The organism is Sporosarcina koreensis, assembly GCF_001531445.1.
GTDB lineage: Bacteria > Bacillota > Bacilli > Bacillales_A > Planococcaceae > Sporosarcina > Sporosarcina koreensis_C.
Map to the genome: position 1 here is coordinate 50,441 of NZ_LQYA01000064.1, position 25,546 is coordinate 75,986.

Annotated in this window: 22 protein-coding genes and 1 pseudogene; 2 read left to right on the forward strand and 21 right to left on the reverse strand. The window is 38.4% G+C overall.

Annotated elements, in window-relative coordinates:
- Positions 1–199 precede the first annotated feature (199 nt).
- From AWV70_RS10265 to AWV70_RS10280, 5 genes are all read right to left on the reverse strand, one after another.
- The gene (locus tag AWV70_RS10265) at positions 200–1,771 is read right to left on the reverse strand and encodes a SagB family peptide dehydrogenase (RefSeq protein ID WP_060206733.1); all 1,572 of its coding nucleotides are present in this window, start codon (positions 1,769–1,771) and stop codon (positions 200–202) included.
- 22 nt (positions 1,772–1,793) lie between these two features.
- A complete protein-coding gene (locus AWV70_RS10270; protein WP_060206736.1) occupies positions 1,794–3,734 on the reverse strand; it encodes a TOMM precursor leader peptide-binding protein in 1,941 nt (646 codons plus the stop codon).
- A complete protein-coding gene (locus tag AWV70_RS10275; RefSeq protein WP_060206738.1) occupies positions 3,731–5,662 on the reverse strand; it encodes a putative thiazole-containing bacteriocin maturation protein in 1,932 nt (643 codons plus the stop codon). The genes AWV70_RS10270 and AWV70_RS10275 overlap by 4 nt, the downstream gene beginning before the upstream one ends.
- 148 nt (positions 5,663–5,810) lie before the next feature.
- On the reverse strand, positions 5,811–6,071 hold the full coding sequence (locus tag AWV70_RS22880) for a heterocycloanthracin/sonorensin family bacteriocin (RefSeq protein WP_082713551.1): 261 nt from the start codon (positions 6,069–6,071) through the stop codon (positions 5,811–5,813).
- 269 nt (positions 6,072–6,340) lie between these two features.
- Positions 6,341–6,622 carry a hypothetical protein gene (locus AWV70_RS10280; RefSeq protein ID WP_060206740.1) on the reverse strand — a complete coding sequence of 94 codons (282 nt, stop codon included), beginning with the start codon at positions 6,620–6,622 and terminating at the stop codon, positions 6,341–6,343.
- 269 nt (positions 6,623–6,891) lie between these two features.
- Between AWV70_RS10280 and AWV70_RS10285 the strand changes: the two genes are divergently transcribed.
- Positions 6,892–8,331 (forward strand): S-layer homology domain-containing protein, encoded by a 1,440-nt coding sequence (locus AWV70_RS10285; RefSeq protein ID WP_060206742.1) that lies wholly within the window; start codon positions 6,892–6,894, stop codon positions 8,329–8,331.
- Between the two features lie 394 nt (positions 8,332–8,725).
- Here AWV70_RS10285 and AWV70_RS10290 read toward each other — a convergent pair whose 3' ends face one another.
- From AWV70_RS10290 to AWV70_RS10305, 4 genes are all read right to left on the reverse strand, one after another.
- A complete protein-coding gene (locus AWV70_RS10290; protein ID WP_060206744.1) occupies positions 8,726–10,519 on the reverse strand; it encodes a recombinase family protein in 1,794 nt (597 codons plus the stop codon).
- Positions 10,520–10,580: 61 nt separating this feature from the next.
- A complete protein-coding gene (locus tag AWV70_RS10295) occupies positions 10,581–10,727 on the reverse strand; it encodes a hypothetical protein (protein ID WP_060206746.1) in 147 nt (48 codons plus the stop codon).
- Positions 10,728–11,172: 445 nt separating this feature from the next.
- Positions 11,173–11,403 (reverse strand): helix-turn-helix domain-containing protein, encoded by a 231-nt coding sequence (locus tag AWV70_RS10300; RefSeq protein WP_060206748.1) that lies wholly within the window; start codon positions 11,401–11,403, stop codon positions 11,173–11,175.
- The gene (locus AWV70_RS10305) at positions 11,400–11,822 is read right to left on the reverse strand and encodes an RNA polymerase sigma factor (RefSeq protein ID WP_060206799.1); all 423 of its coding nucleotides are present in this window, start codon (positions 11,820–11,822) and stop codon (positions 11,400–11,402) included. The genes AWV70_RS10300 and AWV70_RS10305 overlap by 4 nt, the downstream gene beginning before the upstream one ends.
- A gap of 591 nt (positions 11,823–12,413) precedes the next feature.
- Between AWV70_RS10305 and AWV70_RS10310 the strand changes: the two genes are divergently transcribed.
- Positions 12,414–12,770, forward strand: a complete 357-nt coding sequence (locus AWV70_RS10310; RefSeq protein ID WP_060206750.1) for a helix-turn-helix domain-containing protein — start codon at positions 12,414–12,416, stop codon at positions 12,768–12,770.
- A 51-nt stretch (positions 12,771–12,821) separates the two neighbouring features.
- Here the strand turns inward: AWV70_RS10310 and AWV70_RS22890 are convergent, their stop codons facing one another.
- The 12 genes and pseudogenes from AWV70_RS22890 to AWV70_RS24465 all read right to left on the reverse strand — a co-directional run.
- Positions 12,822–13,013, reverse strand: coding sequence for a cysteine-rich KTR domain-containing protein (locus AWV70_RS22890; RefSeq protein ID WP_082713553.1), 192 nt, complete (start codon positions 13,011–13,013; stop codon positions 12,822–12,824).
- Positions 13,014–13,119: 106 nt separating this feature from the next.
- On the reverse strand, positions 13,120–14,355 hold the full coding sequence (gene fabF / locus AWV70_RS10315; RefSeq protein ID WP_201024351.1) for a beta-ketoacyl-ACP synthase II: 1,236 nt from the start codon (positions 14,353–14,355) through the stop codon (positions 13,120–13,122).
- Positions 14,356–14,470: 115 nt separating this feature from the next.
- Positions 14,471–14,908, reverse strand: a complete 438-nt coding sequence (locus tag AWV70_RS10320; RefSeq protein WP_060206754.1) for a PaaI family thioesterase — start codon at positions 14,906–14,908, stop codon at positions 14,471–14,473.
- Positions 14,909–14,925: 17 nt separating this feature from the next.
- A complete protein-coding gene (locus tag AWV70_RS10325) occupies positions 14,926–16,167 on the reverse strand; it encodes an MFS transporter (protein WP_060206756.1) in 1,242 nt (413 codons plus the stop codon).
- Between the two features lie 122 nt (positions 16,168–16,289).
- Positions 16,290–16,874 (reverse strand): TetR/AcrR family transcriptional regulator, encoded by a 585-nt coding sequence (locus tag AWV70_RS10330; protein WP_060206758.1) that lies wholly within the window; start codon positions 16,872–16,874, stop codon positions 16,290–16,292.
- A 382-nt stretch (positions 16,875–17,256) separates the two neighbouring features.
- Positions 17,257–18,168 (reverse strand): conjugal transfer protein, encoded by a 912-nt coding sequence (locus AWV70_RS10335; RefSeq protein ID WP_060206760.1) that lies wholly within the window; start codon positions 18,166–18,168, stop codon positions 17,257–17,259.
- 15 nt (positions 18,169–18,183) lie between these two features.
- Positions 18,184–19,197 carry a bifunctional lytic transglycosylase/C40 family peptidase gene (locus tag AWV70_RS10340; RefSeq protein ID WP_060206801.1) on the reverse strand — a complete coding sequence of 338 codons (1,014 nt, stop codon included), beginning with the start codon at positions 19,195–19,197 and terminating at the stop codon, positions 18,184–18,186.
- An 8-nt stretch (positions 19,198–19,205) separates the two neighbouring features.
- Entirely contained in the window at positions 19,206–21,332 is a 2,127-nt protein-coding gene (locus AWV70_RS10345; protein ID WP_082713554.1) for a CD3337/EF1877 family mobilome membrane protein, read from the reverse strand.
- A 4-nt stretch (positions 21,333–21,336) separates the two neighbouring features.
- Entirely contained in the window at positions 21,337–23,790 is a 2,454-nt protein-coding gene (locus AWV70_RS10350; protein WP_060206762.1) for an ATP-binding protein, read from the reverse strand.
- A complete protein-coding gene (locus tag AWV70_RS10355) occupies positions 23,774–24,166 on the reverse strand; it encodes a conjugal transfer protein (protein WP_060206764.1) in 393 nt (130 codons plus the stop codon). The genes AWV70_RS10350 and AWV70_RS10355 overlap by 17 nt, the downstream gene beginning before the upstream one ends.
- Positions 24,167–24,230: 64 nt before the next feature.
- Positions 24,231–24,731, reverse strand: coding sequence for an antirestriction protein ArdA (locus tag AWV70_RS10360; RefSeq protein ID WP_060206766.1), 501 nt, complete (start codon positions 24,729–24,731; stop codon positions 24,231–24,233).
- A 190-nt stretch (positions 24,732–24,921) separates the two neighbouring features.
- Positions 24,922–25,546 (reverse strand): annotated as a pseudogene (locus tag AWV70_RS24465) (RNA-directed DNA polymerase); the annotation flags it as partial.

A 25,546-nucleotide genomic window follows, 5' to 3' on the forward strand; every position in this document is an offset into this window, starting at 1 on the left:
CAGCGAAAGGGATCCAGTACAAAGTCTGAAATAAGTATCAAGTAAACTAGCGGAATCCCGACGCTCTCTTCACTTCAAATTGTCATCTAGCTTTGTCACTCACTTCTCCGATTGAATCTATTCAAAGGCCATGTGCAGATTTATTTTCACAGAAAAACAGCCTCAACTCCTAATAGGAAATTGAGGCATTACCATTTACTTAACTATGCAGCCCCCCATTTAACGAAGGACGCTGTCGATACGGACCTGTCGGAATTTGGATGAGACTAGTTTTTCCTTGTGGACTCAGCTTGTAAATCGCGTCACTTACGTTCACATCGAAGCCGAGAAGTGGGTGCCCTCCGAAGCCGAGGGATGAGGCGATTAGGAGCAATCTTTGCACAAGCATACCTGCTTCCATTTGTTGGATGCGATATCCTCTGTATCCCATTTCCGTTTTTAAATGATCTTTGCCCCCTGTCACATGTAGACAAAGCGGTACTTGAAACAGATTTACATTCCCTCCGGACATTCCGTGCTGTAACTGTAATCGCTGATCTCCGGGTTGCACTCTACGTAACGCATGGCCAGAACTGTCATAGTAATATGCACCATTCGGAATACCTTCGACATTATATAAACATCCGTAAAGTGTGACACGGGATTTCGTTTTCCTTTGAACTCCATCCAAATCATTTTGATACGAAAAGGAATCCACCGCGCCCTTAAGCAGTGTAGCAAGCTGTTGTTGACTTACCTTCCCCAAAACGAAATCTTTGTCCGGTGAAAATCGTATTCGGCATACTGACGCCAAATCATATGACAATCGCTTCACATACGGCAGAGTCACTGTTTGACCCTCAGGATTTATTTGCTTCTCCTCGATCTGCCGAAACGATTTCGTCGATTCCAACATAGACGCTTCATTCATTTCCGTTAACATCGGAAACTCTAGAACCCTTCGTGAGTGGACGTAGTGCGTTGTCTGAATTGCCGTCAACTCTTGGCATAATTCAGTGGCAGAATCATGCCTATCTATGTTCCTTCTGTTGAAGCAGCTTGTTGATCCCGCCGATAGCGGAATCACCGCATACACACTCTCCTCTTGTTCAGAAAGCCCAAGCAGGTGGTTGATGGCCCGATCAAGGAACTGGAAGAATACACAAGAGGCAAAACCAAAACATTTTGCAACTTCCAGTAATTGTCCAATTAGCACACCAGCATCCAACCCTTGAAGACGGTATGCAAAGTTATTGTATTTGAAGAAATTCTTCCAAAACATTGTTGATACAAAAACAGTCCCAAAACAATTGGATAGGTCACATCGATTGCCAAGTGCCCGGGATATATATGAATCGAAATTCCCTTCTCGCAGCAACACTAAGCGATGATGTGCCACATCATAATGGTACACACCGGCAGGCAAATTCTCTATCTTCAAATAAACATACAATTCGTTTGGATACAGCGCCCCACCGGAAGGAGCAAACCGCCGTTTCGACTGCATTAGGTCCATGGCTTGATCGCTGGAACCGAAGTCCATCTTAGACTCGCTAAATTGAGTTAGACCAAATACATACCAGAGAAAATGACCGATTTTGCTTAGGTCAGGCTTTGCCGGTACTTCCATTCCTTTAAGCGTCAACGGTACTTCTAAAGAAAGCGGAATCACAGGTAAGCCACGGTAGAGCTTATACGTAAGGGGTGCATCATTCCAATCCACTTCCCAGTCGGGCGGACTTACCTTATCAATATCAAAATGGAGATTGTGCAGCAATGCCTCAAGATTCATCCTCCTACCTCCTAACGACTGGTTATGGGAACGGATGCGGATATGGGTTGAGCTGTTCAAGTGTTAACAGCTCATCCTTATATCCGAGTTCCATTGGCACCCGAAGCACCCTCTCTAGCCCTGTTATTCGGGTAAGATGTTGACCGAATGTCATTGGCAGCATACCCGGAATTAGGACTTTAACGCAAAACAGTCCATTTTGTCTGATTTCCGGTGTCGTTTGATCCACCACAATCACATCGAGGTTCAATCCCCTAAACACTTGGAGAATATCCCGTAGGTCATCCGTGAGATCTGCATGCACTGCCTCCCATTTGAATTCCTCATCAAAGGTTCGCAATGGCCGATTATCATCTAACAAAAACTGTAGGCGTTCTTGCGCTTCCGGCAGCCCATACAGCATCCCATGATCATCCATCTTCCGTACCAAGGAAGAGTCTTTCAACATTCGCACATATTCCTCCCGGTTAGTCTCCAAATTCTCGTCAAGTATTTTCATCATGCCAGCCAACTCATGAATCGCGCTTTTAGCCGCTCGTATTGGATCCAGATGAGCGCCGGCCGCAGCAATGATATTCAACCCCGTTTTTTTCCTATTTTTCGCTAGTACCATCACACTTGGAATACCATTCTCCATCGTCGAGTTATAAAAATGAAGATCATAACCACAAACCGTCCTCACACGGTCAATCATCAACTGTAATTCTTGATCATCAGTAGAATAAGGGGCAAGGCGTGGTAGTGCCAGCTCTGCGTACCAAGTCATCAGGAACGAATCACGCTCAACAACTTCCATAATTGCGTAGAAAATGGCTTCCTCTAGACTACCGCCTAACGCACATCCATTGGAAGTTTCATAGACAATTCCCTCTCCTCCCAAGCTATAATAAGCAAGCAACTCCGGAACCAGAATAGGGCGCTCTTCCAAAAACGAATAACCCCAAACCCAATCGATGGAGCGATCAGGATTGAACGGTTTGAACGGAAAATTAGGCAGCGCATACTGTTCCTTTGAATGCACACCTACCTTGAGTGGATTAAGCGCTCGATCTTCCAGATTGCGGAAGCTGTCATGGACCACTGTTCGCTTTCCACTTGGGGACAAACCACAGTACCGCTCCAACCCCTCCAAAATAGCCGTAGACTCACTAACCTCATATGAATGAGTTCGGCCTGCCACCCCCTCGTCTCCCATAAACAACGGCAGATTAACACTTGCATCGGCAAATGGCAGCATAAGGTGATACATTTTACTAGTTAACAGGCCAGTCCGATCATCTAGATAATCCCTGCTTAGAATTTTTTGCAGGTCATCCATGGAACGACAACGGTAACTGTCAGTGCTGATCTTCAGACTAGGTTGCAATGTAATTCGGGCAGCTGCTGGTGAATCATCGGGTAATCGATTACAGACTGGACACAATGGGTCAGGAAGAAACGAATGCCATGAACTCTTTAGCGATTTCAGATTGAGTAAACATAAACGACCTACAGAATGAGCCTGATCTCCATCTAGTACGCTCTGTATCACCGACTCTAGGAGGTGCGCCATTTGCAATAATCCCGTACGCGATGCCCATGGATCACTCGATATTTCACCACTTTCCTTACGTCGCTGTTCCATCTCCCACATCTCTTTACGATCTCGTCCGGCCATGATTCGTCGCTTGTCTGCACACTGTGAGCAGCCTGGTATATCCGGACGTACGAGTGGCCCGATCACTCCTTCTCCATATGAAACAAAACCTCGCATCCAAGGTATGCCGGTTGGCCGCAATACCTCTTCCGCTTTTTTATGAATGGAAGGATTCAAGGTATCGTGCAATACGAGAACCAGATCAGTCGTTTCTGGTACTCCCGCCTCGAAATTGCAGCGGCGTATTACTTCGTATTGAGTGGATAGATCTCCGCACACACGGTCAGCCAATAATCCTTCGCCAACAACAAGAATGACGGCACTCACCGGAATCCTCCCTCCTCTCCTAACGACACTCCAAACACCCCGGCGAGCCCCTCTTTCAAGAATGGTTCAAATGCTAGATCACATACGAGTAGCCGTTTGTCATTCCGTTCGAGGATTTGTATAGCGGAATGCAAAATCTCGGCCTCTCCCTTCTCATCATAAGCGGAGATAATAAGGCTGAGTGGTACTTTTTGTTCCAATAGAACAATTTCCTGTGCTTGCACCGGGTGTGAAGTCATAAGCGCTTGTTGTAGCGCTTTTCGCAACGCCAATGTACGATTCAGATCTACACCGCTATACCAGTCGTCATTCGTTCCGACCCAGATGACAGGAAAACCGTTCACTTCCTCTCCCAAGCCAATCGTCGGCGGGCCATACATAGTGGTCAGTGCATCCAAATAAAACCGGCAATGCTCATCTTCTACAGTATCCACATGCAACGGAGTAACATGGATTTCTTTATCGATGAGCTGCATGCTTAGCTCTTTGTCCAAACACTTTTGCAATCCCCGGCATATACTTTCCGCAACCGTTTCCCCCGCTCCAACCCCGATGAATTCCTTCATTTCTACCCCGTTCTCCCCATTTTCCTGGTTTGAAGGTAGGGGCGCATCGAGTAGCCCAACCGCTCGTGACACATACGATTCTATTCCAGCCAATCCCGCTTTCCTCCGTGCTTCCTCATGCGTCAAATCTGCACAAACAACGGCTGGTAAAAGGTCAGCAGGTCCCACCGACAACATATCAACCGCCTGAACGCGGCACTGTGCTAAAGGCAGCTGTTTGAGATCTCCTTCCTCCCAAATATGAAAAATCCCTGATACTTCTGATGTCAACTGGCTGAAGTAAAGTAACAATCTATTTGATTCATCTTTGCTTACGTTTCGTTTAAGAAACACATCCAAGTCTGATGTCCATTCGCTAGAAATCTGTCCTTCCACCAACGGATGAGGCAAAAACGGATTCCAGTTTCCTTCCAATGTGTCTAGATTAAGCAGATAGAATTGGTCCCTCTGTTGGGCTTCGGTCACTCCTGTAATCTCTTTAAACAATTCAAATGTGATTATATTGGCTAACATTGCCCCAACTGTGGCAGAGAAAGCGGTGAACTGCTGCTCATTGGAAAGTACAGCTCGATGCAAGCGCCTCCACGCAGATTCCCAACACACCTCAGAGTCTGGGTGCACTAGCGGACCCGCAAAGCCCGCCTGCTGATGGCATATAGCAGGGAGAAACACCTTCCTCTCTTCCTTACAAATCTGATGAAGAACTCGGAGTTCCTCAATATCGCCCTTCTGAGACACATACAAAATCGAATCAAACGGTTGAACAATCTCCCGCCAATCCTTTTGTAAACCGACTTCTTCTACCTCTACCTCGGTGTCTGTTTCACGGGCATGTGCCACGAGTTCCGTCAACCGTTGTCTATTGGTCGACTCCGAGTCCGTGATGAGCATATGGAACTTGGGCAACCCAGATTCAAGTAATGAAGAAACCAGCGACACAAAAAAAGGACCAGCGCCAACTGCCAACACCTTTGCCTGTCGATAGGTTTGAAATCGGTACGCACTCGAATCACCGAAACTGTCCAGGAATTCAATTTGGGAGGCATACGTAGTCAGAACCTGATCGGCCAATTGATGAGGAAGATCTTTGCTCACATCCCGAACATACTCGTTTTGGTACAGCACTTCCGCAATTTCATAGACACGATTCCGATATGGCACAGGCAATCCATCTGTCAAATCCTCTAGCGTGTTCTTCCCGTTGAACATTGGTATCAGTTTTTCAATCCACTGAACGATCGTATTTCCTTCCATACGAAAAGAACTCCTATTATTTCGAAAGTACACACCACTATTTGAATCGGGGAGAAAAAATGTGTCTCTTTTCACTTTCAGGCGCATCATGGGGGTCAAATTTGACATTCCATTCCTCCTTCTAAATCGAAATGATGACGTACACTACAATCCTATGTACCGTAACTTGTTTCATATGTTTACTCTTATATAGAAAAGTCCCTGCAACAACTGCAGGGACCTTGGCAATCGTATTTTTTGTTATACTCTGGAAGTATTAACCGCGGCAACGGCCACCGCAACGAAAACAATTAGAGCAGCGGAAACAATTAGAGCACTGGAAACAATTAAAGCAACGGAAGAAATTAAAGCAGTTAAAGAAACAGCTAAAACAACTAAAGCAGTTAGTGCAACGGGCACAGTTGCCAAAAGTACCGAGCTGCGCAACTTGATTTGAGTTCGGGTCCCAATTAACTGCCTCAGTCGAATTAAAATCGCCAACATTCAACGCCTGGAGTTCGTTATAGAAATTATTCATTCTTGCCACCTCCAATAATTTATCAAGATGTGCTATGAACGTGATAGGGGACGCGCTTTAACAAATAGTCCATATACACCCTCCTTACCAATTTATGAATGGTGGGTGGGTAATGCTACCGATTTCAATTGTAATTATATTAATGTAAAGTATAACAACTATGCAAAAAAAAATATAAAAAGGGGAGAAGAGGCAATGCCCTTCTTCTCAGATCCACGGATTCGCAAAAGACGCATGAATAATTCATGCGCCTACTCTACTTGCTTTACTTATTCAAAGAAGAAGAAGCCGACTGGATTCATCCATACATTATCTATATCTTTAGCAACAACCGCTAAATGATCAATTGTTCTAATAGGAATCAGTGGTGACTCCTCTAGCTCAATTTCTTGAAGCTGTGCATATATTTCCATTCTCTTTTCTTCATTTGCTTCTGTACGTGCTAATTCTATTAGCTTATCAACTTCTGGGTTTTTGTAGAAGGAGAAATTACCATTTCCAACAACTTCCCCGGTGGCAAGTAATAATAGACCTTGACTGGGGCTGTGCATTGCAGGAATTAGTCGGGTTTCTTGAAGATGCCCTCAAGAAGACAGGAAAGCGAATCAGAAACCTAATCCAAAAGCAAGTCATGTATTGGATGGAAGGATTGCCTAGTTATATCAGGGCTTATTTGCCGATTTCCCTCTGCGAAAGTTAAGATATTTAAGTTTAACGTGAGCAAATTTATTTATAATTATTAACATTCCTCAATAGGCAGTTGAATTTCGCTTTGTTATAGTTGTCCAAGTAATTAAAAAGAAAAAAGTAGGAGGAAAAAATGAGTAAATTTCGATTGATTTTCATTCTAGCAATTATTTTACAGTTAGTAGCAATACCATTACCATCACAAGCGAAAGAAAAGAACATTGAAAGCGTTCTAAGTTCGAAAACAATTAGTACAACGCAAGGTCTCTTCTCTGACATTGAAAATCATTGGGGAAAAGATTTTATCGAACAAGCAGTAAATGCAGGTATTATTACAGGGTATCCTGATGGTACATTTAAACCGGATATGCACCTGACTCGTGCACAAACAGCTTCCTTGATTGTCCGTGCATTGGACCTTAAAACCAATGTACATGCTCCATTCAAAGACATCGAAAATTACGATGAAGCAATAAAAGCAGAAATTGCAGCTGCTTATCAACACGGCATTATTAAAGGACATAATGGTAATTTTAAACCGAGTGATAAAGTAACCCGTGCCCAACTTGCGCTAATGATTATGCGCTCATACGAAATTGTTAAGGATGAGCCATACATTGCGAGTGAAATGGCACCTTTTACTGACATTGCACTCTTTGATGACGAAACAAAAAACGCAATTTCTTTCTTACATGAATTTGACATCGCAAGTGGAACAGGCGGTAAGTTTATGCCTGGTAACCCGGTAACACGTGTGCAAGCAACGAAAATATTAGTAACCTATGTTGGAGTGATAAGCGAAGAAGGAATACAATCTGGAGAGAAAGGGGATCCTGGACCACCTGGAGAAAAAGGCGATAAAGGAGACGCAGGTTCATCAGGATCTCGTGGACCACAAGGTGATAAAGGAGAGTCTGGACCTCAGGGTGACAAAGGGAATAAAGGTGAGCTCGGAGACCAAGGTCAACCGGGGCCAGTAGGACCAGCAGGACCACAAGGAGATAAAGGGGATAAAGGTGAGCCTGGAGACCAAGGTCAACCAGGACCAGTAGGACCAGCAGGACCACAAGGAGATAAAGGTGAGCCAGGCCCGCCAGGTACTTCTACTTCTGTTACCTCGGAAGGGTTTTCTGCTTCGGGTTCGACAACCTCAATCTCAAATAGCACGGTACTTAATAACTGGAATGTCAATTCTCCTTATTACGCAAACTCTGCATTTGATCCTTATACAGGTACATTTACGGCACCGGCTACTGGTAAGTATGCGATACATGCAACTGTTAACTATAAGACTAACGCTGCAGTGAGTGTAAGCATAGGACGTGACATTGATCCAGTTTTTACTGTAAAGAAGAATGGCAACACTGATTTAATAAAAGGTTATATGCCCATCTTAGACGTCAATGTAGCGTTGGTTTTAACGCTAAGGACCGTACTAAGTAATGCGACGGTGACGCTAACCGGTGATGTAGAGCTACAAGCAGGTGATACAGTTGAATTATATTACGAAGCTGACGGTCTAGACCTTAATTTCAATACGGATATAGTATGGTCGATTCATCAGCTATCCTAATACAAGGTTGTATAAGGTACAGTTGAACCTTCAGTAATAGAAACATATCTTAATAGATATAGAGCCGGGTCATTCTCTTTGAGAGAACGACTGGCTCTATTTTTGAATATTTTTATGACCCCTACGGTAAGAAAGTGGGGGAATTGTCTTACTATCCGGATACCTAATAAAAAATGGGCAGCGGCTCAATTAAATTGGTGATTATTTCATTACTCACCTTTTATTATCTTTCTTACTCCCAGTTGATCGGGCTTCTTGAAGATGCCCTCAAACATACAAATTCAAAAATCAAAAAGTTAATTCCAAGTCAGGTCAAAAATCCCCCGAACCATTAGTCCGAGGGAACATAAAACACACTTCACTATTCAACTAAAAACCACCAAACCCAGCGCCACTAGGCTATTTCAACTCTATCAACGCCACGCACTCCACGTGTGTCGTCACTACTATGTGAACACAATTTATTATCCTCGTTGACTGTATGTGAACACAATTCGTTAGATGTTTTTGTGTTTTCTTTTTTCGCATTTCTTCTTGCAGGTTTAAATTTTTCACCATCGAGACTATTACTTAAACCTGTTTTATATACAAATGTAATCATGGCAGGATCTTTATTTCCATCTTCATCTACTCCACCTACAATTACCTTGTCAACGACACTTTCAAATACATACCTATCAAACGTATCAATCACTTCATTTTGTTCCAATACTTTTTTGAAAGCTAACAAGCGTTTTTTAATATCCTTCTCTTCTTCCAAATTTGATAAGGACTTTTCTCTTGTTTGAACTTTCTCATTAATCTCTTGCATGAGTGCATTGTACTTTTCTTCGTACGTTCCCTTATCGATGATTTCCTCTAATCTCATGTCCACTAATTTATTCTTTTTGTTTTCCAATCCCTTAATTTCATTTTCTATTTTAGCTATTTCTTTCTGAACGGTATTGGAACTCAATGTTTCTTCCATGCGTTGCAAAAATTCTTCCAACACATCTTTGTTATTATTACACATAATTCGATAACTTTCTAGAAAGGCTTTTTCAATGGCTTCTTCTGGTATTCCTTTACTATCTGGACAAAATTTTTTGCCCTTCTTTGTACTTGTAACACACTGCCAAATCGTTTTGCTATATTTCGTTGAACTATGCCATCTGCGTCTTGTTAATGTACTTTCACAGTAACCGCAATCAATCATACAACTAAACGCATATTTACGACTAAACTTCTCTCGCTTCCCGCCATTATTTGCTACTGTATTTCGTCCACGATTTCTTCTCATTCTGATTTCCTGTGCTTTATCAAATATTTCAGCACTAACAATTGGTTCATGGTGATTTCGTAAATAATACTGATCTTCCTCACCAAAGTTTTCTAAACGACGTTTTGAAATAGGATCTAAAGTAAAAGTTTTTCCCATTAAAATATCGCCTTTATATTTTTCATTCTTTATTATTCCAAGTACAGTTGTTTCAGCCCATGTTGGAGTACCTCTCTTTGTTTTGTAGCCTAAATTCTCTAACTCTCTTGAGATGATACTCCCTCCTGCTCCTTCAACATATCTTTGAAAAATATAACGAACAATTTCTGCTTCTTTTTCATTTATTGAAATACTTTTATCTTCTGGATGATAGTCATATCCGAGACATCCTTGAAAACCGACTAATTCTCCACGTTGCATTTTCATCTTTAATCCCTTTTTAACATTAGCAGATATATTTTCTACTTCCTGTTGTGCAACTGAACTTAAAACGACAAGTAACAATTCACCGTCCATTGTAAGCGTATTAATTTTTTCATCTTCAAAATAAACAGCTATATCTTTTTCTTTTAACATACGAACATATTTCAACGTATCTAATGTGTTCCTTGCAAATCTAGATATTGATTTCGTAATCACCATATCAATATCTCCATTCATACAGTCATTAATCATTCGTTGAAAATCTTCACGTTTAGTAACTTGTGTACCTGTGATGGCTTCATCCGCATAAATATCGGCTAACACCCACTCTACATTTTTCTGAATTAAATCCGAGTAATAAGAGACTTGCGATTTATAGCTGTTTAACTGATCTTCCGAGTCTGTACTTACTCTACAATAGGCTGCTACCCTAAGCTGTTTTATTTCTTTCCCACGTTTCTGGTTGGCTAAGTCACTATTGGCACGAATCACTTCTACCTTTGACATAACAGCTCCTCCTTTTGTGTTCCCTATTTACTTTCTATTGTATCGCAAATAGAAACACAATTCAGCCTGTAATATCAGAAATGATGCCATATTCTTTCATTAATTTATTTTTAACCATGTAATATTCTTTCTCAGTAATCAATTTACGGGTTAGCAGTTGTTTTAACATAGCAATTTGCATACTATAAAGAATCAGTTTTTGTTTCAAAAAACACGCCCCCTTATAATTAATCAATTAAAAATCAGACGGCTGTCGGTACAGCTCCACGGGAATTTCACCCCTGCAAGTATTCCTTCCAGCTCTACTCATAGCTTGCGACGCTTTGAACGCTCGAACCATGACGATAGAGGAGTATCATTATCCTATCTGATGGATTATAGCCAACAATCTACCATGATTGTATTAGACTCATAGATAATCGCTCGTTTCCATCGAAAGTCATGGCGTATGAATCAGGTAGCTCATCATCAGCAGAACGTATCTGATTTTTTGTTTATACTGCGCGGCATTCTCTTCCGTGCTTTCTTTGTCAAGGAACATTGGCTTGTCAGCCTATCAAAATATACTGGGTACAGTATGCTTTAATAGATTGACAAACTACTAATCAGGAAGCGTGTAACGCTCCAGCACGCTTCCGCAAATGGAGAATTGATTATTTAATTTCAAAGGCTAAAATCTTGGTAATCAATCTGGTTTCCAATCTGCCGCGTAACGTTTCATCAACTATCATGTGTGAATTTCCGTATTCATCTTTCATTAATCGAAGGGAACGTTTTGAAAGATAACCCTTGTAATGTTTTATAATATAGTTAATTGCTTCTGTATCACCATCGGTCGCTTTTACAATAAGAGAGAAGGGAATCATAGGATATTTTGTTTTCATTCTGTATGCTCCTCCATGAATTTTTTAATAAAGGCTAGTCCACTAGTTCGGTGACGATAGACTGTTGAACGATTTAATTTCAATAACTCTGCAATTTCCGTATCGCTCATATCCATAAAGTAATAAAGTAAAACGATGTTACGCTTTTTATCTGTCAGCTTCCGTAATGCTCCACATAACAAATCACTTTCCACACCAAAATTAAAATCATTCCATGTGAAAATCTGCAAATCACTTGAATAGTTATCGATGGTAGAAAACTGATTGACCAGATAATCGTCTGTATTAGAGAAGGAAACTTCGTGTTTTGAAATTCTCGATAGATGTTTGAAATAATTTTTACGTTCATCTTCTATCGCACGCTTGCATATATAATCAAACTGGTTTTCTATGGTTGTTTGAAAAGAAGATGGCTTCATTTTCCTCATCCCCTTTCGTGTTATGAAAGGAAGTGAGCTTTGCTCTTTTCTCTCCCTTTGTACTAAGTCCCAACACAAAAGGTCTGTTTGTTGCATATTTGATAAAAATACTTTTAAAAAAGTTTTCGGTAAACAAAAAAACACATAAACAGATTGCTCAGTCTGTTTATGTGTTTCAATAGTTCGTCTTATATGTTCTAAAAAACCACATTTATAAGCGTTTTTATCTAGGGTGGGTAGATAATCTTTTTTAATAAGGGGGTGAGAAAACAAGCATTGTTGAATAACAATATATTGCATGACGACTACCTCCTAGGAGCCGTCATCTTTTAAAAAAGATTAAACTTCGTACACCATCTGTAAATTCTATATAAAAAGAAAGACAGCGGCTATTTAAACCGTCGTCTGGAAAGGGAATATCATTTTAAGGCATGAAAAGGACACTGCCAGATAACGGTTTTTTTTATTGCCGTCTGACAGTATCTTTTGTTGTATAAAACACACAATAGGAATTGTATAACCACATAGTACGTTTTACTATACCTGTTTCTAGTTTAATAGGAACAGTAAAATGTATAGAGGTGGTTTATTATGCGTAAAAAAGAAGATAAATATGATTTTAGAACGTTTGGGCTTGCGATAAAAGAAGCCCGTATAAAACAAGGTTTAACCCGAGAACAGGTAGGGGCATCGATAGAGATTGACCCACGCTATTTAACAAACATTGAGAATAAAGGGCAACACCCTAGCATACAGGTACTCTATGATCTTGTATCATTATTAAATGTGTCCGTTGATGAGTTTTTCTTACCTGCTACAAATACAATTAAAGGTACAAAACGTAGATGGATAGAAAAACAGATGGATAGTTTTACTGAAAAAGAGTTGATACTCATGGAAGCTCTAGTAAATGGCATTGTAGAATCAAATGAAATAAAAGATTATTGAATCTAAATATCTATAAAAAAAGCCGATAAAATGAGATACATTAACCTCAGATTATCGGCTCCGCGTCTTAGCGTCTGGCTCTTTGATTAAAGTAAGTTTAAAATGTTTTATATTAATTAGACTCTCTTGTTTACATTTAGGGCAATAAAGGGGAAAATTAATTATTATTGTTTTTTCATGTACCTTTATCCTTGTTTTTGAATTACAAATCGGACAGTATATCCACTCAGTATTTTCACTCATTTCTATCTCCTAATCTCTAAATATCACTGTGTTCTAACGGACGAACGGTAGAAGAAGATCTCAAACTAACATTTTATTTTTTACTTTATATTAAAATTATATGTTTTTAAAAAGAAACTTTTTTCATCAATATGGTTGCATTGTGTCCACCAAAGCCAAATCCATTACTCATAACAATATTGGTTTCCTTAGACATTTTTTCATTTGGTATATAGAACAAATCACACTCCTCATCCTGTTCCTCTAAATTGATTGTTGGCGGTAAAACATTCGTTTCCATCGCTTTAAGACAGATGATTGATTCAACACCACCAGCTGCACCTAATAAATGTCCAGTCATAGATTTTGTAGCACTGATAGGCAATTCTTTTGCATAATCCCCAAATACTTCCTTTATAGCCTTGGTCTCACCAATGTCCCCTATACCAGTGCTAGTTGCATGTGCATTTAAATAGTCCACTTCACTGGCATCCACCTGTGCCATTTCTAATGCCAAACGCATAGAGCGAATAGCACCTTCAGAACTAGGAGCTGTCATATGATAGGCGTCAGAGGTCATTCCATAACCAATTACTTCGCCTAAAATTGTAGCCCCTCGATTCAATGCATGCTCTAATTCTTCTAAGAACAATACACCTGCTCCCTCTGACATCACAAAACCATCTCGATTTTTATCGAAAGGCCTTGAAGCTTTTTCCGGATTATCATTATTCTTAGACATTGCCTTCATATTGCTAAAGCCTGCATAAGCTAAAGGGGTCATAGAGGCTTCTGTCCCACCTGCCAATATAGCATCACTCAATCCATATTTTATATTTAAAAATGCTTCACCAATTGCTTGATTGCCTGTCGCACAAGCAGATACTGGACACATTGTTACTCCTTTAAATCCAGTTTTAATGGAAACAAATCCAGCTGCCATATTGGCAATCATTTTTGGAACCATCAGTGGAGATACTTTTCTGCTTCCCTTTGTGTCTAGCACTTGTTGATTTTCAACTAAAGAATTAATTCCACCTATTCCTGTGCCTATAAATACACCACAACGATTCAGATCAAAATCATCCTTTTTAAATTTAGCTTGCTTCAATGCTTGTAAACTACTGATTGTAGCAAAATGAGTAAAGCGATCCGTTTTCTTGATTTCTTTTTTATCCAAGTAAGTTTCAATATCATACTCTTCGATTATCCCACCTATTTTTGTTGGTAACCCCGCAAAATCAGGATTTGTAATAGCTTTAATCCCACTTTGACCATTACTCGTATTTTCCCATAATTCTTCTGCATTAGCCCCGCTTGACGAAATAGAACCGTAACCCGTTATAACAACTCTCTTCATTATTTTTCCACCTCAATGATCTCATTCTTTATTCTTTCCAAAACAGTTTGCTCAAATGGAACAGAACTTGCAATATTTTTAAATTAGCGGAATTTTTCACATAAATAATGCGTTTATCTTATCGTCCATCAGCAGTTTTTCCTCTTAATGTCATGCATGTACTGCTTGCTCTTGCAACTAAACTATTCTTTTCATCGAAAACATCGCATTCAACGAGGCCGATTGTTTGACCTTTTTTCACTACTTTTGCTTTTGCAACTAATTCCGTATTCCGCACTGGTTTTAGAAAGTTTATTTTTAACTCGACAGTTGTAAATGATTCTCCATCTTCAAGTAATGTCATGTATGCCGTCCCCATTGCACTGTCAGCTAAGTCACAAAATACTCCACCATGCACAGTTCCCATTGGATTCTGATGTTCTTCTTTAGTGTTTAATGTAAAGACTGTATAGCCTTCACTCACTTCAATGGGTCTGAATCCAATTAAATAGGCTATTGGTGGTCCTGAATGTTTTCCATTAATAATTTGCTGTATCTGACGAATTGCACTGTTCATTTAAATTCCTCCTTAAACTAGGGGCACGCCCCAGCTACATTTTTTTCTTGAACTTTTCTATCGTCTTCAGAGAATTTGATACTGATGCAAATCCCTAATCCAATGAAATAAAGAAAGCTAGAAAAAAGATAAGCACTCGAAAAATGATCTCCTATTTCAATTAACCATCCACCTAACCCTGGACCTATTAACTGTCCGGTTGCAAAGAAAAAAGTGATAAATCCAACAGCGATGGGAAGCTGATGAGTTTTGACTTGTTCTGATACCGCTGCCTGGATTAAAACCATCAAACTTCCTGTTAATAAGCCTAATAGCGTCGCTGACAATAAAAAAATAAATGTACTTGGCCAGAAGACAGGTAGTAAAGTACCAATTATCGCCAAACACAAAGCAATAATAAGTGTAGTTCTTCGCCCCAACCAGTCTGAACCCCCCCCTAGAATAGGACCACCTATAATTCCGAAAAGTCCAGCAACAGCAAAGGTAATACTTGCAAGATATGAAGGAATACCAACATATAGCATATAACCCGTTTGGAATAAAATTGGGATTAAATAAGCGACACCTACACTAAAGTATAGAAGTGCAATTTTCATTACCTCTTTATTTTGATATGTCACTTTTTGTACAGAGACGATGTGGATTTTCTGGCCAATAGCAGGCTCCCCTTCACCAGCTAGTTTAGGTTCTTTCAGGATAAAAGCAGCAAAAAAAGTAACTAGGGTTGAAATAATAGCAAAAATGAGCCAAGAGAAGCGCCAAGAAAAATTATTAAATAATGCTCCCTGAATAGGGACGATGAATCCGCTTATTAACATTGCAATTCCAGATCCGCTTAATAAGAGCCCTAAGACGAAGCCCCGCTTTTGTGGAAATGCAGCAACCATATAGGAGACTAATGGGACAAAAGCCATTGCGCTTCCTACTCCTGCCAAAATAGAGTTGGTTATCGCCCAACCAAAGGCAGGAACTAACGAGAAACCAAATAAACTTAAAGTTACAAGAAAGGCACCTATTACAATCACTCGCTTTTGCCCCAATCGCGAAGCAAATATTCCTGCTGCAATTACCATGAATAGATATCCTAGAGAAATAAATGTGCCGAGTAATCCTGCTTGAGCATGAGTAAGTTGTAATTCTTCTTGCATATACGGCATAAGTACACCGTAGGACATACGGGCGAATCCGGTTGTTGTAAGTGTAAGCATCATACCTGTCAAAGCGTAAAGCCACATACGTTTTCGTTCATTTTGAATCATTGAGAGTCCTCCTTTTTGTATAAAACCGAAGTAGTGGACATTTTTTTGATAGAACAAAAGAAACCTATTGGTCTCTTTTTTAGTTAAAAAAAAGCTAGTCTATTAAACTTAGCATTACACTTTTATAGTTGTTCGACATAGCTTTGCAAGTAATGTACAGTTTGGGTTAATGGTTCAGGACTACGATAAAGACGGCTTAAAGCAAGTGCACCTTCTAGACTGGAAAGTATAATTATAGTAGCTTGCTTTGGATTTATATCTTTAGATATTTCATTGTTTTTTTGTCCATCAATCATTAGCTGTTCAACAGATAACAATAAATCATTCATTGCTGATTGTACGTATGGGATTAATTCAGATGTAGAGTCATCAAATTCAATTGTAGCATTCATTAAGGGGCATCCGCCTTGAATAGGAACATCTCTTTCCAAAGTTGTAAATGCATCTATGAATGCTAGTAGCTGTTCCTTTACACTCTTTTTGTCATGCATTGCATTTTTATAGTGCTCTCGCATTGTTTTCGCGGAGTATTTAAATGCTTCAATTGCTAGTTCATTTTTACTGTCAAAGTGCCGATAAATCCCTCCTTTTTTCAGTCCAGTTTCTTTCATAACGTCGCTAATAAGAGCAGAGGCATATCCCTTTTGGTTAAAAAGTTGGGATGATTTAGAAATAATCATTTGACGAGTTTTTTCACCTTTACGCAAAGTTATATACACTCCTTACCAAGATATCGATTAAGAATAGCAGCCGATTCGCCTCACAAAAGAGACCGATAGGTTTCATATAAATAATACTTCAAATTAATTTCTATGTCAACTTAAGCGAGCTGGCAAATAGAAAAAGGAAATGAATCCAGTTTGAACATTTAGAAAAAATTGTTCGGGCACTCGATATTGAAGATATGAATGAAGTTTTTTCTATTATTAAAGAAGATGAAAACGAAGATATAAAATAAGTCACTTCAAGACTTAACAATTAATACATGAATTTTAATGGAGTAATATATTTATTGATATACTAAATCATCATTAAACACCACGACTTGACCAGGTAGTAAGGAGTCGTGGTGTTTTAAATAATATATTTTTATTCTACAATCATCCAATTTGTCTCTTTTTCTAACGTGAGTATATATTGTGAAAACTGTGTTGCTTTTGTCGTTTCATCAATATATTTAACAGTAACCCAGACTTTTATTTGACTATCTTTTGATTGGAAAACTGGATGGACTAGCTCTGAAAATAGATAATCCTTACCGATTGGTGGTAAGGCACTATTTTTCACATAATAGGCAAGTTCTTTATCTGTGGCAGTCGGATAAAACGCAAAGAACGTCTCCAAAATTTCTGTCACTTCATGCACGGTATCAGAATCGACTGTTCCATTACTTTCAGGTTGTTTTGGTTCATAATCAGATTTTTTCGGTAAGCTCCACAAGGTAGGATTTTGAGTAATTACTAAGTTTCCTAACTTATCTTGATGAAGTAGAATATGAAAGGTAGAGTGTACCCACTTACTATTTTTATCCTCTGTAATTTTTTGTTCTACCGAATAAACAACCGCGTAAGTATCCCCATTTTCCTGCGATACCGACCAAATGTTTATATTACCTACACTAGAACTGGTCGGAATATCTCTTCTTATGGAATCTACATTTAAAGCTTGCAATTCTTCTGTCAAGTAATCTTTGATCTTTTCCGCCCGTTGTTCAATGGAATCTTTTTCGTTTTGCCATGTATAATAGTCTTTCACAAATTTTTTAGTAAAGCTTTCAATCGCATTTGTATCTATCATCTGGGTTTCAATGATTTCTCTTTCATGAATGGTATGCTGGTCAATCGCTGTAAAGTTTTTATATATCGCAAAGGTAAGACTTCCAATGAGGACTATCCATAACATCATCACTGATTTTTTTTGTGTTCCAACAGTCCGTACTTTCCGTCTTTTAGATTTTGCTTCTAGCGTTTGTTTTTCTTTTTTCTTAAAAAAGCTTTTCATCTATTCCAGTCCTTTCTATTGTTTAATACGTCCAGCCCCTATTAAGTGTTTTTGCCAATAAGAAGACGTCAAATCCGCATAACCTATCGGGTCGCCTGCATTATACATTTGGTTTTCTCCAAGATATATTCCAACGTGAGTAACATATGTTCCAGAGTTATACGTGGAATGAAAGAACACTAAATCACCCGGTTTTGCTTGAGTTAGTGGAATATGTTCTGTCACATCATATTGCCGCTGTGCTGTTCTTGGTAGGCTAATTCCAGCCTTCTGGTAACTCCATTGTGTGAGTCCACTACAATCAAAGGAGGTGTTAGGATGAGCCCCTCCGAAAACATAAGGATATCCCTCATATTTCAATGCTTCCTCCATCACAAGTTGCACCGTTTCACCATCAAATTGTGGAGAGTGAAAATATTGATTGACCAAATCGGCATAAAACATATTGCCGTACAGATAACGCCAACCACCGTTCTTCTTTACGGCAATCGGATTGGAATAAGTGGTTTTAGTTCCACCTGAATGTTCCTTCGCAAAGCTTTGGGCTAGGTCAAAACTATATTTCTTACCTCTTTGTGCAACATAATCAATGAAACCACCACCGTAGTTATAAGCTTGTATGACCGTATTTCTATCTACCCCTTTAGACTCTGAAGATTGAATTAAGTCTGCAAAATATTTTACACCTTGCTTGATAGACGCTTCTTCTGAATCTAACGAATTAGGTGGTAATCCCATGGATTCACTCGATTGCATCACATCGACTAACTTTCCACCACTCTCCACTTCAATGATGGCAAGTAATATGGATACATACTCACTAACGCCATATTCTTTTGCATATTTCTCTACCATTGGCTGATGTTTTAATACATCGGCGGATACGGATATACTGTCTATGTCATGAATGAAATCACTGCTATCCGATGAATGTTCTTCATTCGATATAAATATCGCTACAAATGCTAATAGCCCTAAAAAGGCAAGAAAACCTAATCCTCCAACAATGAACATGACCTTTAATTTCATCACTTTCATTAGCGTTTCCTCCTAACTGCATGGATTGGACGCTTGATGATTTTCCGACTATTATTTGAACGAGACCGTTTTTCATTGGAAGATCGGTTCTCTTTTTTAATAGGTGGTTTGGTATCATCCGTAAAATGTTCTTTTCTGTCTGGATGCGATACCTGGCGTTGTAATTTGAATTGCTTCATATGCTCACTTTTTGCGGCAGGCTTAGTCTTTTCTTTTGATTCGACAACTGGATTCTTTAATTGATCTTGATAAACAGATTCATTGACATTATGCGTGACTGGTCGCTTATGACTGTCAAATTCCAGAGAAGGCGAACGTCTTTTATCCAACGCTTTCCGTCTATCTGCAATGATTTGACGATGTTTTACTTGACGGTCTGCATCTGTTTTGTGTCTCTTTTCTTTTGCTTGTTTCATGCCTTCTTTAAAATCACGGGCAGGTCTTGTCAATTGTTCTTTTCCTTGCATCACCGCATAGTGGGCAGTGGTAGGTAAATCATGGATTTGTTCTTTACGATGCTTAATATTTGCACGTAATTGATTTTTTGCACCTACCATTTTCCCTGTGACTTGACCTACTTTTTGACTGAGAGATGTTGGTTTCGTCTTTTCTTTCGGTTGTTTTTTATTATTTTTTGTCGTCGATGTTAACCGTTGCAATGGGCGGAGGGGAGAGGACGAACCTTTTGTTTGTTTTGATTTCCCAACCATGGCCCCGACTGTTGCTCCAGCTGTTGCCCCCGCAAGCGTACGTCCGATTGTTCGTTGTAATCTACGACTCCCACGATTAAACATGTGGTAAGGTCGTCGCATCACTTTACGGCCGACATTTTGTGAATCATTACTTTGTAAGCTAAACATACTCATAATGTCACCAAGTTTCATGTAAATCCCGGCAAATGTTACAATCTGCAAGAACGCGATTAAGAAAAATGGATAACTTGTTGTTAAACTGTACAGCATGGAGGAAATACTAAAAGCAACGGTAATGATTAACGTGATTCCTGCACGAAGCATAATCACATTAAACAGTCTCATAATCGCTTGTTTTCCCATATTTTCAAAAGTTGGAATCATGGATAACAGGAAACTAATCGGTAAAAACATCGCATAAATAATAAACAGAATTTGTGAGAAAATCATAATGCCCGATAGAAGAAATACGAAAACAGAGATCCCGATATTAAACAGAAACAAAAAGAAGACCATTCCTAAACGTGTCGTGGTCTTCGTAATCGTTAAATTTTTATTGTCATGATTTTCAATTTCTGTCTTAACTGCATTTTCACGGTCTTTTCCATTATTCGTATCAGGATTGATAGAAACTAACGTATCAACCCGATCTTCACCAATCGTTTCTTTGTCCGAATCATCAAATTGCAACAACATCCATGGTTGCTCTATTTGAATAGAAAAGAGGTTATTCCGTATCATATCGACACTATCTTTTCCTTGGCTAGTAGAGCTAGGCATTAATATTTTTGTTCCTAAATCTAAACTTGCTTGACTAATATCCGCTGAAAAATCATTGATTTTCGTAATATAGGTTGGTGCATAAGCAATAAAAGAAGCTGATAACAAGAACACAACTAAAAAATTCATAATCGCTCGAATCGCTTTCGTTGTTTCTCGTTTCATTAATCCCGTATAGGCAACGTAAATTCCAATAATCAAGATAAATAGCAGCAAGAATCCGACATAAAATCCCGAACTACTAAAACCACTTGCCGTAATCCCCGCTAATGTTTGCATATTCTTCCCAATCGCATCCGCTGTTTGAGAAATGAAATCAAGGGAGTAGGCTTGTTGGATTAAGTAGCCTGTCGCATTTGATAAATATAGAATTATTATCCAAATGAAGTTGGTAATCGTATAAAGTCCATACATAACTTGTTTACCAATTCCATCATTCCAGTTCCACGGAAGCCAATCCCAACCTGTATCGACATAAAAATCTAATTGATAATGATCTAATGGATAAAGGGAATACAAATTATCTTCTGATACCGTATCATCGACTAATCCCGCAGCTTGCGCAAAAGCACCAAGTAATAGAAGACAGAGAAAAACGGTAGCACCAATGAGTACTACCGTTAAAATCACTTTTTTCAATTGTCGTTTCTTCACATCATCACCTCGTCCCTTTCTCATTTGTAGGTGGCCGAGTATCGAATGCATCAAATAAATCTTCAAAAACAGGATGGACTTGAATAATCCCAACCCGTCCATATAAATCTTGAATCAAACATTGACCGTTTTCTAGTTCGCGTAACCGCCTTTGATTACCCTCATCTTCTTTATCGACCCCGAAAAACTCTAATGTTTTTTTAATTTCATTAATATCCCTAGAACGAAAGGCAAACTTTACACCGATATTGTTTTTTAATTTCTCATCCGTTAAATCATCTGCGTTTTGCGTCACAAAATATACACCGGCATTCATGGCGCGTCCTGCACGAACCAATTTATTCGAGAGTGTTTTCCCTTGTGCGACTTGTAAAAAACTCCAAGCTTCATCCAAATCAACAATTTTAAATATGCTTCGATCAGAATGGATAAAGTCTAATGCGAAGGTAGAAATTACAATCAGCATCGCAACACTAAGTAATTCCATTGTTGTGTATTCCTTAAACCCCGTTTCTGCATCGGGCAATACTAAATCAGCGACTTGAATAATATTTAACTGTTTTTCCAAACTAATCGAATTTTTCACCGTTCCATCGGAAAATAGAAGGTGAGCAAAATCATAATCCGTAAAACTGTCGATATGATCGGCGATGGGACGCGCTAATGGATTTGGATCACTTCTAAGTTCTTGGATAACAAGAAGTAACCCACGTTCCTCTTGTTGACTGACCGCACGAATGGCCCGTCGTAATACAGGAAATTTATCTCCATCCCGGCTTGATATACCTGTAAGAAAGGTGAGAATATCAATCGCAAGGCTTTCTGAATCCTTTTTCTTTTTCATGATGACATACGGATCAAGCAAGCCTTTATTTTTATCATCGCTTGATAAATTGACCACATTAATTTCATGTGCCATTTCAGGCAATGTTTCTTTCCAGTTGCCACGTTCTGCTTTTGGATCAACGATAAGAGCTTGTCCACCAAATAAGACAGCATAATATACAAGTAGGTTATTTGAAAAAGATTTCCCACCACCAAGTGAACCTAAGAAAGCAGAAGCCAAAGCATTCGTTACAGAACCTTTTACCCCTTGACTTGCTAAACTCGGATTCAAATACACATTGCGTCCTGTATCTAAGTTATAGCCAATATAAATCCCTTCTGTTTCACCAAGCATTTGGGTTGCTCCAAATCCAAGACCGGCTAAAAAATCAGATGTAACATACTGAATATAATCATTCATATATCGTTTACTAGCGGGAATAAATTCATTGTGTAACCCAATCATATCTCCAAAGGGACGAACAAGTTTTACGTTCAAATCATCGTAAAAATCTTTCACTTCATTACAACGTTGTTTCAGTTCGTCTAAGGTAGATGCCGAAACCCGAATGACATAACTTAACTTGTACATCGATTCTTTACTTTGATCGAGTACGTCTTCTAATTCATTCACTTGTTCTAGGGCTTCTAGCACATTACTTCCTGTTTCATTGTTGGATTCCCACGCATGATTATCCAAATCTTTCAGTTCTTTTTTCTTATTCCGTACGGTCGATAATGCTTTTTTATTCGTAACAATTTCCACATTCATGGATGTATCAATCGGAAACGTAAATTGTTGTTGCTGGTAATAAAAGACTTCATCTGAAGGAAACTCCAAATCGCCAACAATTGAATTAATCGTAAAATAAGCAACATAGGTTGTTTGTTCTTCTTGTTCGATTTTTAAATAACGCTGGTTTTCTTCCATTAAACAACGTGTTGGTTTAATGATGTCATAACGTTTCACTAATGTTTCTTGTTTTAATTTCTTTAGGGGAAGCACATAGTCATATTCTTCATAAGCAGTATCTGATTGACCATGTAAATGTTCGATCAAATAACCAAAATCATTTTTATTTAAAGGTCGGATTTTGAACCGTCTTGAAATTTTGTGTTGTAGCAAAGATTCCATTTTAGAGAAGCGTCTTATTTCATCATGAGGCATCGAAACAAAATCCCCCATTAAATGATGGTTCACATCACGAAAAAAAGAAGATAGTGAATTTCTAATCGATTTCCCCATTGTTTTCATACTAACTTCTTCTTCATTCAAGAGCAGTTTAAAACCAATAAAGAAACGATAGTCTACTTGGTGTTCCCCAATCATCGAAACAAGCGCTTCCGTTTGATCATCAATTCGTGCATAAGCAACATCTTTTAATCGACCAGTAACTAAGTCTTTACTTCGTTCTTGAACAGAACGAATACTACTCGCCGTACTAATTTGTAGGGCATGAAATTTTCCGTCTTGATTTTGTGCAATTAATTGGCGAAAATGATCATGTACTTGAACTTTTTCATCTGGTGATAAAAAAGAATAATTATAGGGAAGCAATTCATAATAAGCAAAACATTCGCCATCATGATTAAAGACGAGATTATTTTCTATATATTTAATCGGATAACGCATGGACTTCACTCCTTACAGCAGTAATATTTTCATTCATTTTCACTTGTTGTAATTTGACCGGCTTCCCTGCATAAGTTATTTTAGGACGAAAAAAGTAAGTGATAACGGATTTTAAGAAGCTATACGGCTTTTTGCCATCAAACGTTTTTTGACTCATAAACCATGTTAATCCTACTGGGATTCCCACATATTTTAATAGTGCTCCATTGATCAATGAGAGTGGCGGAAGATTCCCGAGTAACATGACGAGTAGTAAAGAAAGTACAAACCACGACATTTGATTAAATGTGACAGGAAATGGCAAACGAAAATCATTGATTGCATAAATAACTTTTTCAACCGACCAAATACGTGTATAACTTTTTAATTTTTTCATAAGTTCTCCTTTCAAAAAGAAAACAGCCTGCACCACAGACTGTTTCGTAATTTTTAATATTTATTTATCCAAGATATTCAAACACACCATGTGATGTAACGAGGAAATTACCGTTTATTTCTAAGTCTCTTCCAAGTGATTGATAATCAATATAGTTCTGTAAATTAGTAGGGACTTCACCAAGCATGCCTGTTTCTTCTACATAGTAGCGAGCCACATCTTCCATATCTTCACAATCTGTATAACAAATAATATCTTCTTGATGTTCTAATAATTCTTCTAGGCTATCAAACCAGTAGCCTTGAATCTCAGATAGTTCATGATAAATTGGTGAGCCTTCTAATTCTTGTACCATTGCACACAATCGGTTGATTTCAGTAATTGGAGTGTATTCACCAATTTCAAATGGCAATTCATAATCATGTATGGCGTATTCTTCATATTCACTATTTAAGCCAATTCGTTCTTTCACATCTTCCATATCGATTGGTGGTGTAAACCAAGTCCCTACCAGTTCACCCTCGTTATATTTTTCGAGATTTGCTATATAAACTTGCATATCCATAGTTTTCACATCCTTTTTATTTAAAGTGGGCATAAAAAAACAGCTAACTGTTTTAAGTTAGCTGTTGTATATTTTCACTAATTTACTATGCGCTCAATGTAAAAGTCCTAATTCTTATCATTTTATTAGAATTTGTTATTCCCAGAATGGCTTTTACTATCGAGATTTGATAAATCATACTTTAAATATACTAGACTTCTATAGGTATTTTTCTTGCACTATTTTCATCTTCATTTTTAATATTCAAATCCGATTTTTCACCTATAGGTTCCGTTGTGCATATACCTATTATTTTATTTATATTATCTAGAATAGGTTTAAATGCATCAAAGTTTATATTTGTATAATTATTCAAAATATATTTAGAAAAAATTTCTTTTCCATAGTATTTTGACACATCATACTTATCCTCTTTTGAAAATTCTTTGCCTTCAATCTTCTGGGAAAGGATAATCTCATCAAATAAATCTTCTATATCACATTCATCCTTTCCGCCAATTAGTGGTACTGTCAACAAGTATAGATTCTCAATAATATTAATCATATATCTATCCGTTAATATTTCCTTATTTTCATCATTAACTTGCACATGATTAAGGAATTTGCCGACAGGTTTCTTCTTTCCGCTTTTAATCTCATTATCAAACATTAAAATCACAGGATTATTTGGTAAAGTCTTACTTATCCTCTTAAAATAGCTTAAGTAATTAGGAGATCCCTTTTTAAATGATATTTTATACTTAAACGATCCATCATTATTTTTAGTTACTAAATCTGGATAATAGTTGTATAGACTTTTTAAAGCGGATTTTAAA

What these genes read in the sequence shown, in the direction of transcription:
- AWV70_RS10310 (WP_060206750.1), top strand. Translation starts at nt 12,414, where the DNA reads ATGCGTAAAAAAGAAGATAAATATGATTTTAGAACGTTTGGGCTTGCG.
- AWV70_RS10265 (WP_060206733.1), bottom strand. Translation starts at nt 1,771, where the DNA reads ATGAATCTTGAGGCATTGCTGCACAATCTCCATTTTGATATTGATAAG.
- AWV70_RS10340 (WP_060206801.1), bottom strand. Translation starts at nt 19,197, where the DNA reads ATGAAATTAAAGGTCATGTTCATTGTTGGAGGATTAGGTTTTCTTGCC.
- AWV70_RS10275 (WP_060206738.1), bottom strand. Translation starts at nt 5,662, where the DNA reads ATGTCAAATTTGACCCCCATGATGCGCCTGAAAGTGAAAAGAGACACA.
- AWV70_RS10355 (WP_060206764.1), bottom strand. Translation starts at nt 24,166, where the DNA reads ATGAAAAAATTAAAAAGTTATACACGTATTTGGTCGGTTGAAAAAGTT.
- AWV70_RS10280 (WP_060206740.1), bottom strand. Translation starts at nt 6,622, where the DNA reads ATGCACAGCCCCAGTCAAGGTCTATTATTACTTGCCACCGGGGAAGTT.
- AWV70_RS22890 (WP_082713553.1), bottom strand. Translation starts at nt 13,013, where the DNA reads ATGAGTGAAAATACTGAGTGGATATACTGTCCGATTTGTAATTCAAAA.
- AWV70_RS10290 (WP_060206744.1), bottom strand. Translation starts at nt 10,519, where the DNA reads ATGTCAAAGGTAGAAGTGATTCGTGCCAATAGTGACTTAGCCAACCAG.
- AWV70_RS10335 (WP_060206760.1), bottom strand. Translation starts at nt 18,168, where the DNA reads ATGAAAAGCTTTTTTAAGAAAAAAGAAAAACAAACGCTAGAAGCAAAA.
- AWV70_RS10325 (WP_060206756.1), bottom strand. Translation starts at nt 16,167, where the DNA reads ATGATTCAAAATGAACGAAAACGTATGTGGCTTTACGCTTTGACAGGT.
- AWV70_RS22880 (WP_082713551.1), bottom strand. Translation starts at nt 6,071, where the DNA reads ATGAATAATTTCTATAACGAACTCCAGGCGTTGAATGTTGGCGATTTT.
- AWV70_RS10300 (WP_060206748.1), bottom strand. Translation starts at nt 11,403, where the DNA reads ATGAAAACAAAATATCCTATGATTCCCTTCTCTCTTATTGTAAAAGCG.
- AWV70_RS10285 (WP_060206742.1), top strand. Translation starts at nt 6,892, where the DNA reads ATGAGTAAATTTCGATTGATTTTCATTCTAGCAATTATTTTACAGTTA.
- AWV70_RS10360 (WP_060206766.1), bottom strand. Translation starts at nt 24,731, where the DNA reads ATGGATATGCAAGTTTATATAGCAAATCTCGAAAAATATAACGAGGGT.
- AWV70_RS10305 (WP_060206799.1), bottom strand. Translation starts at nt 11,822, where the DNA reads ATGAAGCCATCTTCTTTTCAAACAACCATAGAAAACCAGTTTGATTAT.
- AWV70_RS10320 (WP_060206754.1), bottom strand. Translation starts at nt 14,908, where the DNA reads ATGAACAGTGCAATTCGTCAGATACAGCAAATTATTAATGGAAAACAT.
- AWV70_RS10350 (WP_060206762.1), bottom strand. Translation starts at nt 23,790, where the DNA reads ATGCGTTATCCGATTAAATATATAGAAAATAATCTCGTCTTTAATCAT.